The 14,270-nt window shown below is 67.8% G+C and carries 16 protein-coding genes and 2 pseudogenes; 8 read left to right on the forward strand and 10 right to left on the reverse strand.

Annotated features, from left to right (window positions below; genetic code table 11):
• Positions 1-140: 140 nt before the first annotated feature.
• A pseudogene (locus tag ACIA5D_RS50770) lies at positions 141-470 on the forward strand (transposase); the annotation flags it as partial.
• A gap of 178 nt (positions 471-648) precedes the next feature.
• Here the strand turns inward: ACIA5D_RS50770 and ACIA5D_RS50775 are convergent.
• The 6 genes from ACIA5D_RS50775 to ACIA5D_RS50800 form a co-directional block, all read right to left on the reverse strand.
• On the reverse strand, positions 649-1,230 hold the full coding sequence (locus tag ACIA5D_RS50775) for a dihydrofolate reductase family protein (protein ID WP_396037946.1): 582 nt from the start codon (positions 1,228-1,230) through the stop codon (positions 649-651).
• Positions 1,231-1,259: 29 nt separating this feature from the next.
• Positions 1,260-1,841, reverse strand: coding sequence for a hypothetical protein (locus ACIA5D_RS50780; protein ID WP_396037947.1), 582 nt, complete (start codon positions 1,839-1,841; stop codon positions 1,260-1,262).
• Complete coding sequence (locus ACIA5D_RS50785) at positions 1,838-2,548, reverse strand: TetR/AcrR family transcriptional regulator (RefSeq protein WP_396037948.1); 711 nt, start codon at positions 2,546-2,548, stop codon at positions 1,838-1,840. The genes ACIA5D_RS50780 and ACIA5D_RS50785 overlap by 4 nt, the downstream gene beginning before the upstream one ends.
• 14 nt (positions 2,549-2,562) lie before the next feature.
• On the reverse strand, positions 2,563-2,799 hold the full coding sequence (locus ACIA5D_RS50790) for a hypothetical protein (RefSeq protein WP_396037949.1): 237 nt from the start codon (positions 2,797-2,799) through the stop codon (positions 2,563-2,565).
• 72 nt (positions 2,800-2,871) lie between these two features.
• The gene (locus ACIA5D_RS50795) at positions 2,872-3,783 is read right to left on the reverse strand and encodes an IS3 family transposase (RefSeq protein ID WP_396037950.1); all 912 of its coding nucleotides are present in this window, start codon (positions 3,781-3,783) and stop codon (positions 2,872-2,874) included.
• A gap of 114 nt (positions 3,784-3,897) precedes the next feature.
• Positions 3,898-4,833, reverse strand: a complete 936-nt coding sequence (locus ACIA5D_RS50800) for a reverse transcriptase domain-containing protein (RefSeq protein ID WP_396037951.1) — start codon at positions 4,831-4,833, stop codon at positions 3,898-3,900.
• A 97-nt stretch (positions 4,834-4,930) separates the two neighbouring features.
• Here ACIA5D_RS50800 and ACIA5D_RS50805 point away from each other — a divergent pair, with 97 nt between their 5' ends.
• Positions 4,931-6,028 carry an integrase core domain-containing protein gene (locus ACIA5D_RS50805; protein ID WP_396037952.1) on the forward strand — a complete coding sequence of 366 codons (1,098 nt, stop codon included), beginning with the start codon at positions 4,931-4,933 and terminating at the stop codon, positions 6,026-6,028.
• A gap of 334 nt (positions 6,029-6,362) precedes the next feature.
• On the opposite strand, the gene ACIA5D_RS50810 is transcribed toward ACIA5D_RS50805, so the two are convergent.
• The 4 genes and pseudogenes from ACIA5D_RS50810 to ACIA5D_RS50825 form a co-directional block, all read right to left on the reverse strand.
• The gene (locus tag ACIA5D_RS50810) at positions 6,363-7,499 is read right to left on the reverse strand and encodes a sensor histidine kinase (protein WP_396037953.1); all 1,137 of its coding nucleotides are present in this window, start codon (positions 7,497-7,499) and stop codon (positions 6,363-6,365) included.
• Positions 7,500-7,525: 26 nt separating this feature from the next.
• The gene (locus ACIA5D_RS50815; RefSeq protein WP_396037954.1) at positions 7,526-8,143 is read right to left on the reverse strand and encodes a histidine kinase; all 618 of its coding nucleotides are present in this window, start codon (positions 8,141-8,143) and stop codon (positions 7,526-7,528) included.
• An 18-nt stretch (positions 8,144-8,161) separates the two neighbouring features.
• On the reverse strand, positions 8,162-8,590 hold the full coding sequence (locus ACIA5D_RS50820; protein ID WP_396037955.1) for a hypothetical protein: 429 nt from the start codon (positions 8,588-8,590) through the stop codon (positions 8,162-8,164).
• Positions 8,591-8,645: 55 nt separating this feature from the next.
• A pseudogene (locus ACIA5D_RS50825) lies at positions 8,646-9,252 on the reverse strand (DNA-binding response regulator).
• Positions 9,253-9,562: 310 nt separating this feature from the next.
• Between ACIA5D_RS50825 and ACIA5D_RS50830 the strand changes: the two are divergent.
• The 6 genes from ACIA5D_RS50830 (at position 9,563) to ACIA5D_RS50855 (ending at position 14,230) form a co-directional block, all read left to right on the forward strand.
• Positions 9,563-10,051 carry a pyridoxamine 5'-phosphate oxidase family protein gene (locus ACIA5D_RS50830; protein ID WP_396037956.1) on the forward strand — a complete coding sequence of 163 codons (489 nt, stop codon included), beginning with the start codon at positions 9,563-9,565 and terminating at the stop codon, positions 10,049-10,051.
• A gap of 128 nt (positions 10,052-10,179) precedes the next feature.
• On the forward strand, positions 10,180-11,748 hold the full coding sequence (locus ACIA5D_RS50835; RefSeq protein ID WP_396037957.1) for an MFS transporter: 1,569 nt from the start codon (positions 10,180-10,182) through the stop codon (positions 11,746-11,748).
• A gap of 67 nt (positions 11,749-11,815) precedes the next feature.
• Positions 11,816-12,640: a MarR family transcriptional regulator gene (locus tag ACIA5D_RS50840; RefSeq protein ID WP_396037958.1), complete on the forward strand. Its 825-nt coding sequence runs from the start codon at positions 11,816-11,818 to the stop codon at positions 12,638-12,640.
• A gap of 71 nt (positions 12,641-12,711) precedes the next feature.
• Positions 12,712-13,095: an ACT domain-containing protein gene (locus ACIA5D_RS50845; protein ID WP_396037959.1), complete on the forward strand. Its 384-nt coding sequence runs from the start codon at positions 12,712-12,714 to the stop codon at positions 13,093-13,095.
• A gap of 276 nt (positions 13,096-13,371) precedes the next feature.
• Complete coding sequence (locus ACIA5D_RS50850) at positions 13,372-13,866, forward strand: dihydrofolate reductase family protein (RefSeq protein ID WP_396037960.1); 495 nt, start codon at positions 13,372-13,374, stop codon at positions 13,864-13,866.
• Between the two features lie 28 nt (positions 13,867-13,894).
• Complete coding sequence (locus ACIA5D_RS50855; protein WP_396037961.1) at positions 13,895-14,230, forward strand: hypothetical protein; 336 nt, start codon at positions 13,895-13,897, stop codon at positions 14,228-14,230.
• Positions 14,231-14,270: the final 40 nt, after the last annotated feature.

Below are 14,270 nucleotides of genomic sequence, written 5' to 3' on the forward strand. Positions count from 1 at the left end.
CCTCATCCAAGCCGCTACCGGCAACCCCTGGATCCCCGCCACCGCCTGACCACAGCCACCACCGGGCTCCGCCGTGCGATTCCCACACACCCAAATTCAGGCACCTATCCAGTTACGCCGCACTTGACGACTTGGACTAGAAATGGGGTGCCAAATATCGGGCAATGATCCGGTTGTGGCGAAACGCGTGGACCGAGTTTATTCCGTTCCTCGACTACGACGTCGAAATCCGGACGGTGATCTGCTCGACCAACGCCATTGAATCATTGAACGCCCGCTACCGCCGGGCGATCCGGGCCCGCGGGCATTTCCCGACCGAACAGGCCGCCATGAAATGCTTGTATCTTGTGACCCGCAGCCTGGGCTCGACCGGGACCGGCCGCACTCGATGGACGATCCGCTGGAAGCCGGTATTGAACGCCTTCGCCGTCACGTTCGGTGACCGCTGGCCGTCCGCCGAGACCTACTAACCAAATGCCAGAAACACCGTTCGCGTTCGCGTTACGGACCCCACCCGGCCACAAGAGCTCGCGCGTTACGCGGCAATGTTCGAAAGCCTCCAGACCGAGGCGGTCTATGGCAAAGATGTCCGTCGGCTCGTCGCCGACGTGATCGAGGACCTATAGGCAAGAGCGATTGGAGATTTAGCTAAGCGCTGCCCGGGCCCGGAGGAAGCGGGGCGTCGAGCAGGCGGGGGGTGTAGTCGAGGAGCTGGGTGCCGCCGTCGAAGGTGCGCGCTTCGGTGAGGGCGAGGGCGACGTCGGGGTATCCGTCGTAGATCCGTTCGTGGCCGGTCTGGCCGGTGATGACGGGGAACACGACCACGCGGAAGCGGTCGACGAGACCGGCCGCGAGCAGCGACCGGCAGAGGGAGACGCTGCCGACGGTGGAGAGGGGATGCTCGCTCTCCTGCTTCAGCTCCTTCACCGCGTCGACGGCGTCTCCGCGGATGAGGCGGGTGTTGGCCCATTCCAGGGGCTCGCTGAGCGTGTTCGAGAACACGATCTTGCGGGCCGCGCCCAGTTCGTCGACGCCTTCGGTTCCCGCGGCGGCGAAGCCGTGCATGAGCCGGTAGGTGGTCGCTCCCATCAGCAGGGTACGGTCTGCAGCCGAGTCCCCCTGCAGCCAGGCCAGGTACTCCGGGCCCTCCAGCCCCCACCAGCCTGGCCATCCTTCGGCGGCGGCGTATCCGTCGAGTGAGGTGATGAAGTCGATCATCAGTTCCGGCATGATTCTCCTCTTCCTTCATCCGTGGTGTCTCACTTGGTCGAACCGATCGCGGTCGCGACGATGATCGTGACGGCGAGCACGACGTCGAGGGCGGCGCAGAACTGCGCCATCGTGGTGGCGACCACCCGACCGCTGCGGATATGTCGGATGTCCCATCCGGCGTGCGCGAGCAGGCCAGCGCCGACCAGGATGCCGGCCAACGGTGCCGCGATTGCCCCGGCGAACAGCACCAGGACGACGATCGCACCCATCGCCAGCAGCTGCAGCGGCAGCCCCCAGCTAGGACGCCAACGACCGGTGGCCACGCCGACGATCGTCAACACCGCGGCGAGCACCAGAAGGGGCCAGAGCGGATCGAATGCCGGTACCGCGAAGCCGACGCCGACGAGCACGAAGGTCACGCCGAACAGTGGCCACGCCATGCCGGGACGGCCGAGTGCTGCCGCGCCGAGATAGACCAACCCGGCAGCCGCGAGCACCTGCGAGAAGTGATCGCGGTCCGCGAACCCGACCAGGAGTGCAGCGGCGAACGCGGCACCGAACAGCACCCCGGTGATCTCCGGCCACCACCGCAGCCGCGTCGGCCGCTTTGCCGCGATGAGGACCGTCATGCCGTCCTTCCTGTGTCGCTCCGGGTCGACGGGTCGGGGGTGAAGACGGCGAGGGCGGTGACGGTGATCACCCTGGCTGCGTCGTCGGCGGCGAGCCGGCCCGCGCGGATGTCGTCCGCGGCGCCGTGCATGATCCGGTGCAGCGTCCCAACCAGCCAAGCCGCGGGGAGGTCAGTGCGGAACTCGCCCGTCCGGCGACCGCGCTCGATGAGCTCGTCAACCCGGGCGGCTGGTTTGGAATGAAGCACAAGCATCCGCTCGGCGGGCAGCACCGTCGTGGCCGCCTCCATCAGCCCGCCGATCTGCACGATCGACAGCCAACTGGTCTCGACCAGGCGAGCCAACGCAGCCCGGGCGTCCCCGGCGAGGTCCAGCGCCTCGAGCGCGGTCTCCGTCTCATCGAGGGTGCGCACCACGACCCGTTCGATCAGGGCGGCGCGGGTCGGGAAGTGGCCGTACAAGGTCATCCGCCCGACACCGGCCGTTCGGGCAATCTCAGCGATGCTCGCGGTCGGTTTCCGGCTCAGACACACCGCCGCGGCGTCCAGGATCGCTTCGATGTTCCTGCGCGCGTCCGCGCGACGCGGCCCACCCGCATCGCGCAGTTGAGCCTCAGCCCAGGTCATCATCCACGCCGCCCTCCTATCTCGTACTCCACAGTACGAGATAAAGTAGTCCCTGTCAGCCTCCGTCCCGTATTTGTCCATGTCACTCGACGGCTTCATCGCCGGTTGTCGGGGCCGTGCATCCGCACCTGCGTGAGCTCGTGCACCAGCGTCTCGATCTGCTCCGCCGGGGAGAGGTCTTCTCGCACCGACACGACGCGGGTCCCGTAGTGGGTGAGCCCGTCCGCGCCCTGGATCGCGTCGGCGTTCGGCACGCGAGTCACCGCGAATCCCTCGGCCTCGATCAGCGCCGCAAGTGCCTCCCCGAGCCCCTCGGGTGCCTCGCCGCTCACCGGCGCCACCCGCGGACGCTCGGGGATCGGTGAGCTGCCCCGATTTTTTCGGACAGGCGATTTGGTTTTAATTCATGCCGCGAGCTGCCGGTCTTCGAACTCATGCCGAACTTGCCGGGGTGTCTTATACCCGAGTTGTGAGTGCCGTCGGCGGGAATTGTAGCGGGTCTCGATGTAGCGGGCAATATCGTTGTGTGCGTGTTCCCGGGTCGGGTAGACGGTCCGGTGGACGCGTTCGTTCTTCAGCGTGGCGAAGAATGACTCGGCCATGGCGTTGTCGTAGCAAATGCCGGTCCGGCCGACCGACTGGCGGATACCGAGCCTCTTGAGAGCAATTCCGTAGTCGGTAGACGTGTAATTGCTGCCGCGGTCGGAATGAAAGATCACATCGTCGGAGAGGCGATTATTTCGTGCCGCCATTGCGATGGCTTTCTCGATCAGCGGAGTGCGGTAGTTGTCATCGGTGGCCCAGCCGATGACTTCGCGAGTGTGGCAGTCGACTACGGTCGCCAGGAAAAGCCAGCCCTGCCAGGTCGGGATATACGTGATATCGCCAATGAGTTTTTGCCCGGGCGCCTCGGCGGCGAAATCACGGCGCAGCAGATCCGGGATGTGATGCGGCCTGTCGCCGGCCTCGGTGAGGCCGTGCCGCCACGGACGCGGCTGGCACGGACGCAGGCCCAGCTCACGCATCAACGCACGGACGAGCTCAGGTCCGCCGGCGACACCATGCTCGGCCAAGTCGGCATGGATACGCCTGTAGCCGTACGTGCCGTCGGAGGCCTCGAAGAAATGAACGATGAGCCCTTTCAATTCTTCACGTCGGCGGGCTGTCGCCGATTGAGGCTTATTGCGCCAGTCATAGTACCCGGACCGGGAAACGCCGAGCCACTCGCATACCTTCACCAGCGACGGCCCTTTCCAGCTGTCGTGTCGTCCGCGTGTCGCGTACTCGCCGTCGATGAACTCGAACGTCTCGCTCACCGATGATCCCGGGCGAAGTACGCCGCGGGTCGGGTCGCCCGGGGGGATTACACCCCAGGGCTCCCACAGATCCCGGCGTGACAGTCTCCCGTCACCGGGCTCCTATCGCCCTGATCACCAGATCGAGCGAACCCATTTCCAATGAGCGAAGTATGACGGATAAGCCGTCGTGATCTGTTTCCAACGCCGATGGAATTTCTTGAAGGCCCTCAGCCGCCTGAACTTCTTCCGAACCCACCGCATCAGGTCGTAATTGATGCGGCGCAGAAGGGGATACAGCTCGGTTTTGTAAAATGCACCGTAATACTGCATCCAGCCCCGCACGATGGGATTGATCCACCGCGCGAACTCGTCGAAGGTGTAGCCGATGTGCATATGAAGCCGCCACGAACGGACCTCGGCGCTCATCTTCTTCAGGGCTGCCTTGCTGACTGCTGGCAGAAAGGACGTGAAGATGTTCCCATTACGGTCCCGGGCTCCCCGCCGTTGGAACGTGAAGCCGAGGAAGGTGAACGACGTCGCGACCGTATCGTCGCGACTGCGGTCTCTCCCGCAGTACACGATCTGCGTCTTGTCCGGATGCAGCTGCAACCCGACCTGCCGCATCCTGCCGTCGATGGCCCGCAGCACCTCGCGGGCCTGCCGCTCGGAACCACAATGGATCACCGCGTCGTCGGCGTAACGTTCGAACTGCACACCCCGGAAAGTCCAGGTCAGCCACATGTCGAACGCGTAATGCAGGAACAGATTAGCCAGCACTGGCGATACGGCAGACCCCTGAGGAGTCCCCCGGTCACGCTGCCGCACCGTCCCGTCGGGTAGACGCAACGGAGCGGCAAGCCACCGCTGGACATACAGCAACACCCACGCAGCGTCGGTATGCGCCCGCACCGCTTTGACGACGAGATCCCACGGGACGCTGTCGAAAAACGCCGATACATCCAAATCGATGACCCACGCCTTGTCCCAGCATCGCCGCCGGCACACCGCGACCGCGTCCAGCGCCGACCTTGCGGGTGCCGAGAACCTTATCTGTCCTGGTCGCGCCATCCCGGTCGCCGACGCATGAGGCCGGGTCCCGGGGCTGATTTCAGCGGCCGGGCCTCGGTGATGATCTATGCAGAGCGCTCCGCGAGGATGACCGGTCGTGTTGCTGCGACTGGCCTACCTCGGGGTGACCAACGCTCTGGCTCTGCTGCGGCTGTTGCCGATGAGCGACCGCGACAAGGACGCCGAGATCCTCGCGTTACGCCAGCACGTCATGGTCTTGCAGCGTCAACTGCACGGCGGCCGGGTGCGGTTCGCCCCGGCCGACCGGGCCTTCCTGGCCGCCCCTGCTACACCCGCTACCCCGAACCGTGCTGAACCAGTTGCGGCTACTCGTGCGCCCGGAGACCGTGCTGCGCTGGCACCGCGATCTGATCGCCCGCCAACACGCCCGACGGTCCCATCCCCCCGGCCCGGACGGCCGCCGACGACCCGATCGATCCGGACGCTGGTACTGCGCCTGGCGTCGGAGAACACCAGCTGGGGATATCGGCGCATCCACGGCGAACTGCTCGTCCTCGGGGTGAAGGTCGCCGCCTCCACGGTCTGGGAGATCCTCAAAGACGCCGGGATCGACCCGGCACCGGAACGTACGAGCATCACCTGGGCGACGTTCCTGCACTCCCAAGCCCAGGCTCTCATCGCGGCAGACTTCTTCGAGACCGTAACGTTGACCGGCGCCCACCTGTACGTGCTGGCCGTGATCGAGCACACCACCCGCCGGATCCGGATCCTCGGCGTCACCACGCATCCGACCGCCGCTTGGGTGACCCAGGCCGCCCGGAACCTGGTCATGGACCTCGACGACGCCGGCCGCCAGGTCAGATACCTGATCCGCGATCGTGACGGCAAGTACCCGGCCTTGTTCGACACGATCCTGGCCGACGCCGGGATCAAGGTCGTGCTCAGCGGCGTCCGGATCCCCCGCATGAACTCGATCATGGAACGCTGGATCCAAGCCTGCCGCCGCGAACTACTCGAACCGACACTGATCTGGAACCAGGCCCATCTGCCGCACGCCCTACGCGAGTACGAGCGCCACCACAACGAGCATCGACCGCACCGGGGCATCGCCAACGCCCGACCACTCGCGCTGTTGCCCGAACCGATCACCGACCCCGAACGACTCGCCCACCTGAACATCCACCGACGTGACCGGCTCGGCGGCATCCTCCACGAATACGAGTATGTCGCTTGACCAGCACGGATGGGATTTCCGGCACCCGCAAGGCCGTACACGATGGACGATGCGCTGGAAGCCAGTGATCAACGCATTCGCCGTCACGTTCGGTGACCGCTGGCCGGCCGCCGAGCTCTACTAACCGAATGCCAGAAACACCGTTCGCGTTACGGACCCCAGGCGAGGACATCGAGAATCGCTTGTGCCTGTATCGGGGCGAGTCGTCGGCCTTCGTCGCCGTGGGCGATGCGGATGTCGTGGGTGACGATCGTCGGGGCGAGTGCGTGCTGGTCGGCCGCGCATGCTTCCGTTGTCCGGTGCCTCGCGAGGGCGCCCCGAGTTCCACGCGGGATTACGGGTGCTTCATCAAGGTGCTCGTCTCGGGAAGTTCGACACGCAGGTGGAATTCGTCGTCGCCGGACACCTGTCCGCTGGCCGATCCGCCGGCGCGGGCTGCGCGGTCCTTGAGTCCGGCCAGCCCGGATCCGTCGCCGGGCAGTGGTTGCCGTACGCCGTCGTTGCGGATGTCCAGCGCTATCGTGCCGGCGGCGTGCGTGAGCGTGATCGTGCACGTGGTGGCGTCGCTGTGGCGCAGCAGGTTGGTGGTGGCTTCGCGGACCGCCCAGGCCAACACCTGCTGCGCGTCGTCGGACAGGGCGAGGTTGGTGCTGTCGACGTCGATGCGGGTGTCGACGCCGGCCGCGGCGAGCAGGCCCTGCGCGGCGGCGATCTCCTGTCGCAGCGTCACCTGGTGCTCGTCGCGAGTGACGGCTCGCACGTCACGCAGGGTCGAGCGGGCCAGTTCGGTGAGGCTGGTGATCTCGTCGCGTGCGCGGTCGGGATCCATCGACAGCAGCCGGACGGCCAGGTCGCCCTTGAGGGAGATCGCGGACAGGCTGTGGCCGAGCAGGTCGTGCAGGTCTCGAGAGACGCGGACGCGTTCCTCATCGGCGGCCAGCTCGGCCAGCTCGGTGCGGCTGCGGTACAACTCATTGACCAACCGGACGAGGCGGGCCGTGCCATACAGCATCAGGACGAACACGACGAAGCTGATGGCGAAGTACACCATCTCAAGGATCGTGTCCCGGAAGGACAAGGTCTGGGACGTCAGGAAGAAGTACGCGATCCCGCTGACCAGACACGGCCCGGTGAACCCGACGACCGGGCCCCACGGACGGGGCAGCAGCAGCATCATGGACGCGGTCAGGGGCAGCTGGGTGCTCACCCAGTCCGGTCCCAGCCAAAGCAACGGTGCGTAGACGAGCACCACCTGCAACGTGAGAGTCAACGGCCACACCGCCGGGCGGTCGCCCCTCGTCGCGGCGCGCAGGTGTCGTAGATGTATGGCAGCGAGGACGCCGCCGACGATGATGGCGAACGCGACCTGGTCCGCGGTGTGCCGGCCGATGGCCTCGGTCGCTACCAGGATGGGCGCCATCACGAGCAGCGCCAGGTGCATCGCCAGGTTGAGCACGGACGCCCACCGCAAGATGCCATGGGTAGTGCGGTCACCGGTCACCGCGCGGCGCCGTCCGCTGCCACGGTTAGCCGGGAGTAGCCGGTGGACGCGTCCAGGGTGATGACGTACGCCCGCGCGGGCTGCTCGCGGAGCAGGCGGTCCACGGCGGCGCGCAGCGCCTCCCGCAATTCGGTGTCCGCGTACCGTGGCAGGCCGTTGTCGGGTAAAACCAGCCGGGCCGATACGCCAGCGGCCGACAGCAGCGTCACCGCGGTGTCCAGCTCGGCGCGCAACGGCACCCGTTGGTACGTGCGAATCAGGCGACGTGCCTCGGCCAGCGTGCGGCGGGAACTGTCCACCATCACCCGCAGCTCGCGCCGGGCACCGTCGGGGTCGGTGCCGGCCAGGGCGGCGGCGGTCGCACCGCGACTGGCTAACGTCTGCAGGGAGTCACCCACCGTGCGGACCAGCTCGCGGTCGAACCGGCCGCGCTCCCGCAGCACGGCCTGATCGGCGAGGATCTGCCTGGTCGCTCGTAGCTCGCGCAGCGCGCCCGCGAACCACGTCGGCACGAGCACCGCCCCGGCGCGCTGCACGATGACGAGCACCTTCCAGAGAGGGTTCGGTGTGGGATCCACCAGCAGATCAACCGGCACCGCGGCGGCCAGGACCACGCAGCCGACCACGACCGACTAGCGCCGGGGCAACACGATCAGTGCCGACACGAGCAGGTGCGCGATGGTCAGTTGCCATTCGTTGCCGATCAGAAGCACCCCGGCGGCGATGATGACAGCCGTCGCGGCGAACATCCACCAGCCCCCGCGCGGGCGCCGCAAGTGCGCGGCACTCCATACCTGGTATCCCACCATGGGCAGGTAGCAGGCCATGAGAACGACCGTCAGCAGCGTGCTGTGCGCGCCGCCGTTGTAGATCGGCGTCTGCGCGAGCTGGACCCCGACGCCGGCAGCAAGCACCGCGAGAGGAGCGACGGTGAGCAGCCGGATAGTCCGGTCGGAATAGTTCAGATTGGTCAGCGTGCGCCTCCGTCCGCGTGCGTCGAGAGACCAGGCTAGCGCGGCCACAACGCGGCGTTCGGTCATGTCCGGCCAGGTCACGACCATAGCTGGCACGGTGGGTACGGCACGCGACGGCCGCGGGCGGGCGTGCAGCGCGGTGTCAGAGCCAGCCGGCATTGCTGGAGATCCGGATCGCGTCGATGCGGTTGCTCGCGCCGACCTTGCTGATCGCGTTGGACAGGTAGTTACGCACCGTGGCCGGCGAGAGCGACAGCGTCGAGGCGATCCGCTCGGTGGGCAGGCCGCGCTCGGCGGCGCGCAGCACGTCGGCCTCCCGGGGCGTCAACGGGCTACTGCCGGTTTCCAGGGCGGCGGCGACCAGGTCCGGGTCGATGACTCGCTCGCCGGCGTGGACCCGGCGGATGCCGTCGGCGAGGGTTTGCGCGGGTGCGTCCTTGACGATGAACCCGCGCACGTGGGCCTTGAGCGCCCGCAGCAGGTTGCCCGGCTGGCTCAGCCCGGTCAGCACCACCGTGCGGCATTCCGGCATCTGCTCGTGCAGCCGCTCGGCGGCGCTGAGCCCATCCAGCCCCGGGCAGGTCGATGTCCACGACGGCGACGTCCGGGCGGGTACGCAGCGCGGCGGCGACGATCTCGTCGCCGCGCTCCAGCTCGGCGACCACGCGCATGTCGTCCTCCAAGGCGAGCAGCGCGACCAGGGCACCGCGGATCATGTGCATGTCCTCCGCGATCAGCACCCTGAGCACGTGCCCTCCTCCGCCTCGTCCCGCCGAGGACATTATCGACGACCGCCGGCCTCGCCATGTAGATACCAACATCAGCGCTACGGCGATGATGTTCGTCATCGTCAGCCGACCACATCCGCATCTGCCGCGCCCGGTCCCCGTACGGCCAGGATGGCCGCATGACCCGAATCAGCGCAGACGTCACCGGGCCGGCCGCCGCCCGGGGCAACGGGCCGGGCATCCCCCGATGAGTTCGTCCGGCCCACCCGGTCTATCTGACGAGGCTCAACCCACCTGCGATACCGATCGTCCGACAGGAGGGCATTTCACGGTGACAGCCGACGACATCGCCGCGCATGCGCGGGCACTGCTCGACACGAATGGTTTCCTGACCCTTGGCACGGTCGACCCGGACGGCCGGCCCTGGACCTCACCCGTCTACTTCGCCGCATCCGGCCTGCGGCAGTTCTACTGGCTGTCGCGCACCGACACCGCGCATTCAGGCAACCTGACCGAACGCCCGCACGTGAGCATCGTCGTGTTCGACTCGAGCGTACGACCCTTCCACGGTCGTGCACTTTACGCGGTCGGGACCGCGGGCGAGGTGAAAGACGACGACCTTGAGCGCGGACTGCAGGTGTACCCCGGACCCGGCGACCGGGGCGGCACCACGCTGACCCGGGAGGACGTGACCGGATCCTCCCCCTACCGCCTCTACCGGGCGACAGCGACCGACGTGTGGGTCCTGTGCCCACGCGAGCCGAGACAGTCATGCCCACTGCACGGCCTCGCCAACGACCACCGAACCCGCGTCGATTAGCGAGTGCGCCTGCGTCCCGCAACCACCTCATGCCGGTGACGCGATCAACGCCCGGCACGACGACACCCTCCCCGCATTGCCCATCCCCATCCGGTGAGCGGACGTCATGAACAAGAAAGGAATCGGTCGTGACTGCGACTCTGACCATTGACCATCCGTCCGCGCCCCCGCGTGCCGGCCGCCGGGAGTGGATCGCGCTCGCCGTGCTGGCTCTGCCCACGCTGCTGGTCGCGCTGGACACCTTCGTGATGCTGCTGGCGCTGCCGCGCTTGAGCCGGGATCTGGGGGCGAGTAGCACCGAACAGTTGTGGATCATGGACGTGTACGGGTTCATGGTCGCCGGGTTCCTGATCACCATGGGCACCCTCGGCGACCGGATCGGCCGCCGCCGGCTGCTGCTGATCGGCGCGGCCGCGTTCGGCGTCACGTCGGTGCTGGCCGCGTACTCGGTGAACCCCACCATGCTGATCCTGACCCGCGCCGGGCTGGGGATCGCCGGCGCGACGCTGACGCCGTCCACCCTGGCGTTGATCATGAACTTGTTCCGGGACCCGAAGCAGCGCGCCGCCGCGGTCGGCATGTGGGTCGGGTGCTTCACTGCCGGTGCCATCCTCGGTCCGCTGGCCGGTGGGGCGCTGCTCGATCACTTCTGGTGGGGCTCGGTGTTCCTCTTGGGTGTGCCGGCGATGGTGCTGCTGCTCGTGGCCGGGCCGGTGCTGCTGCCCGAGTACCGCGACCCGCACGCCGGCCGGCTCGACCCGACCAGCGTCGCGCTGTCGCTGGCCGCGATCCTGCCGATCATCTACGGGCTCAAGGAAGTGGCCCGGCACGGGTGGCGACCCACGCCGATCGCGGTCTTCGTCGTCGGCGTCGCGGTCGGGGTGCTGTTCCTGCGCCGCCAGCGCCGGCTGGCCGACCCGCTGCTGGACCTCAGCCTGTTCACCAGAAGCGCGTTCACCATCACGCTGACCGGCATGCTGATGTACTCCATGCTGACCGGCGGCACCATGGTCTTCGTCGCCCAGTACTTCCAACTCGTGGCCGGTCTCTCGCCGCTGCGGGCCGGCCTGGCCCTGCTGCCCGCCATGGTCGCCGCCATCGTGAGCTACCAGGTAGCCCCGCAACTCGCGCACCGCACCCGCCCCGGGGTCCTGTTCGCCGCCGGCCTGGCCATCGCGATAGCCGGCCTGCTGGTCATCACCCAGGTCCACACGTCGTCCGGGCTCGTCGCCCTGATGATCGGCTTCACCCTCGCCAGCATCGGCGGCGGCCCGCTGGTCAGCCTGGGCACCAACCTCGTCATCAGCGCCGCACCCCCGGAGAAGGCCGGATCGGCGGCCGGCATCGCCCAGACCGGCAACGAGTTCGGGTACGCGTTGGGCATCGCGTTCCTGGGCAGCATCGGTACAGCCGTGTATCGCGGCCAGATCACCGACGGCGTGCCCAACGCCGCACGCGAAAGCATCGCGGCCGCGGTAGCGGCGGCGCAGAAGCAGCCCGGCCAAGCCGGCACGGAACTGCTCCAGCAGGCGCATGGGGCCTTCACCAGTGCACTGCACGTCGTCGCCCTCGTCAGCGCCGTCCTCCTCGCCACACTCGCGGTCGTCATCCTGGCCGGGCTACGCGTGCCGCCCATCGGCACAACACAGCCGACGCCCGAGCCACCCGACGCGCCAACTGCCGCCCCCACGAGCTGATCACCGCCGTAGTCAGCGGCAACCCGAGAACGCGAGGCGCTCTGACGACCACAGGAGATGCTGACCGATGCCGCACCCCATCGCCAAGATCCACCGCATGTTCGAGCTCGTCGAGCCGATCGCCACCGTCACCTTCTCCGACGTGCCGACCAAGGCGTTCCTGGCCCTCGGCATGCGCAACTACTGGGACGGATACTTCGCCGGCCGGGCCGCCCCGCTGGGGCTCGCATCGGCCGAGGTGGTGCACGCGGTCTTCTACAACTTCGCCGACGGCGAGGTGGCCCGCCACATTCCGTGGGTCTGGGCGAAGACCACCCCGCAGGAGGCCATCGCCGTGCGCGAGCGGGGCAGCGCCACCGCGCTGCGACAGAGGATCGGAGAGCTCGCCGACTCCCCCGCTCTGGCGCGGGTCGCCGGCCTCGCCACCCGGGCAGCGCTCAGCGCGCCGACCGAGGGCCGAGTCCTGTATGCCGGGCTTCGGGCGCTGGACGTGCCCGAGGAGCCGGTGGCCAGGCTCTGGCACGCGGCGACGCTGCTGCGCGAGCACCGCGGCGACGGCCACAACGCCGCCCTCGTCGCGCACGGCATCGGCGGCACCGAGGCCCACGTCCTCATGGCTCTGTCCCTCGGCATGCGGGCGGAGGAGTTCGACCGGATCCACCACCTGCCCAAGGCCCAGCTGGCCGCCGTCGTCGACGGGCTGCGCGGCCGCGGTCTCGTGGACGCCGCCGGCGGCTTCGCCGACGCCGGCCGGGCGACCAGACAGCGGATCGACGCCCTCACCGACGAGCTGGCGGCACCGCCGTACGACGTGCTCAGCGCTGATGAGCTCGACGAGCTGATCGCGGGACTCGAGCCGATCGCCGCCGCAGTTCACGCCGCCGACGACTGAGCGGGCGCTTCCCGCCCGCGACGTACCCGACACCGCCTGGTCACAGATCGGGCGTACGTGATAACCCCAAGATGGAGGATCTGACGATGTCCGTGGCCGACCACCAGACGTTGCGTGTGCTCGACGGTTCTTACGTCCTTGATCGTCCGGCAGACGTCACCGAGGTTATACCGCGAGCGGACCTCCTCGCCGTTGTGTTCGGTCCGGACGGATCCACAGTGATGCGGCGCGACGACACCGGCGAAGATGCATGGTCGGCACTGTGGAACGGTGACGCGGCCCATGACGTGCAGGCGACTGGGATGCTGAGCGCGATCGTGGCACCGCTGGCGGCCGGTGACCTGCCGGTCTGGGTGGTTTCGAGCTACGACGGCGACCTCGTCCTCGTCCCGACCGATCGATTGGATGAGGCTTCCGAGGTACTGCAGGCTGCCGGCCACCAAGTCCGGCGGTGACCGGGATATCGGGCAGCGAATGGCGTGCTGCCAGGTGAGCGTGGTCCGCGCCGCATCGGTCCACCCACGCCCGCGGTGCCATACGAAGGTCAACAACAGTCGGCGTGAGGATGCCGGATTCGGTCAAGGCCTCGGTCTCCCTACGGGCCTGGCCTCGAGCGGTGATCAAGGCGAACAGAGGAGTCATGGCTCGCGTCATCCTGTACATGGCGATGTCCCTGGACGGATTCATCACCGGCCCCGGTCACAACGAGGAAACCGGCCGGCGTCGGCGGCATGCGGCTGATGGAGTGGCTCGGCCCTGGCCCCACGGTCGCTGAGTTCCGGCCGAGCAGCAGCCAGAGCCAGATCGTGTTCGACGAGTCGAAGGCGACCGGTGCCGTCATCACCGGGCGGCGAACCGGCGACTTCGCCCGCTACTGGGGCGGCGACCATCACGACGGTGTGCCGATCTTCGTACCCACCCACAAGGCTCCGGCGGACAACCCCCACGAGCGGGTGCACTATGTGACTGAGGGCATCGCGGCGTGCGTGGAGCAGGCGAAGGCGGCCGCGGGCGGTCGGGATGTCATGTTGCACGGTGCCTACACAGCCCAGGAGTGCCTGAAGGCCGGACTGCTCGACGTCATCGAGATCCAGCTGATGCCGGTCCTGCTCGGCCAGGGTCGGCTCCTGTTCGAGGGCCTACCACCCGAACACATCGAACTGGACCTGGTCCGAACGTTGGAGGCGCCGAAGACGCTTCACCTGCGCTATGAGGTGAAGCGATGATGACCGGCCGATCCGGCTCTACATGTCCATGTCCCTCGACGGCTTCATCACCGGACCGGACGACCGGAAGGGTCAGGGCCTCGGCCGCAACGGCGGCCGGCTGTTCAACTGGCTCGACGACCGCATGTCCGCCGGGCCCAGCGGACGCGTCTTCCAGGAGGCCTCGGCGACCGGGGCCGTCATCGCCGGACGGCGCACCTTCGAGTTTGCCGACCGCTGGCACGGCGACCACCACGACGGCGTCCCGATCCACATACTCACCCATCACATCGACGACGGCGACGAGCTGGCAGCCACCACGAGGTTCTTCGGTATTTGTCAAGTCAAATTGAGACGGTTTGTGCCTGTGTTGCTGGCTGGTTGATCCAGGCTTGGTCGGGCAGTTGGGGTGCGCGGGGCCGGCG

The sequence above is a fragment of the Actinoplanes sp. NPDC051513 genome (assembly GCF_044454685.1).
Taxonomy (GTDB): domain Bacteria; phylum Actinomycetota; class Actinomycetes; order Mycobacteriales; family Micromonosporaceae; genus Actinoplanes.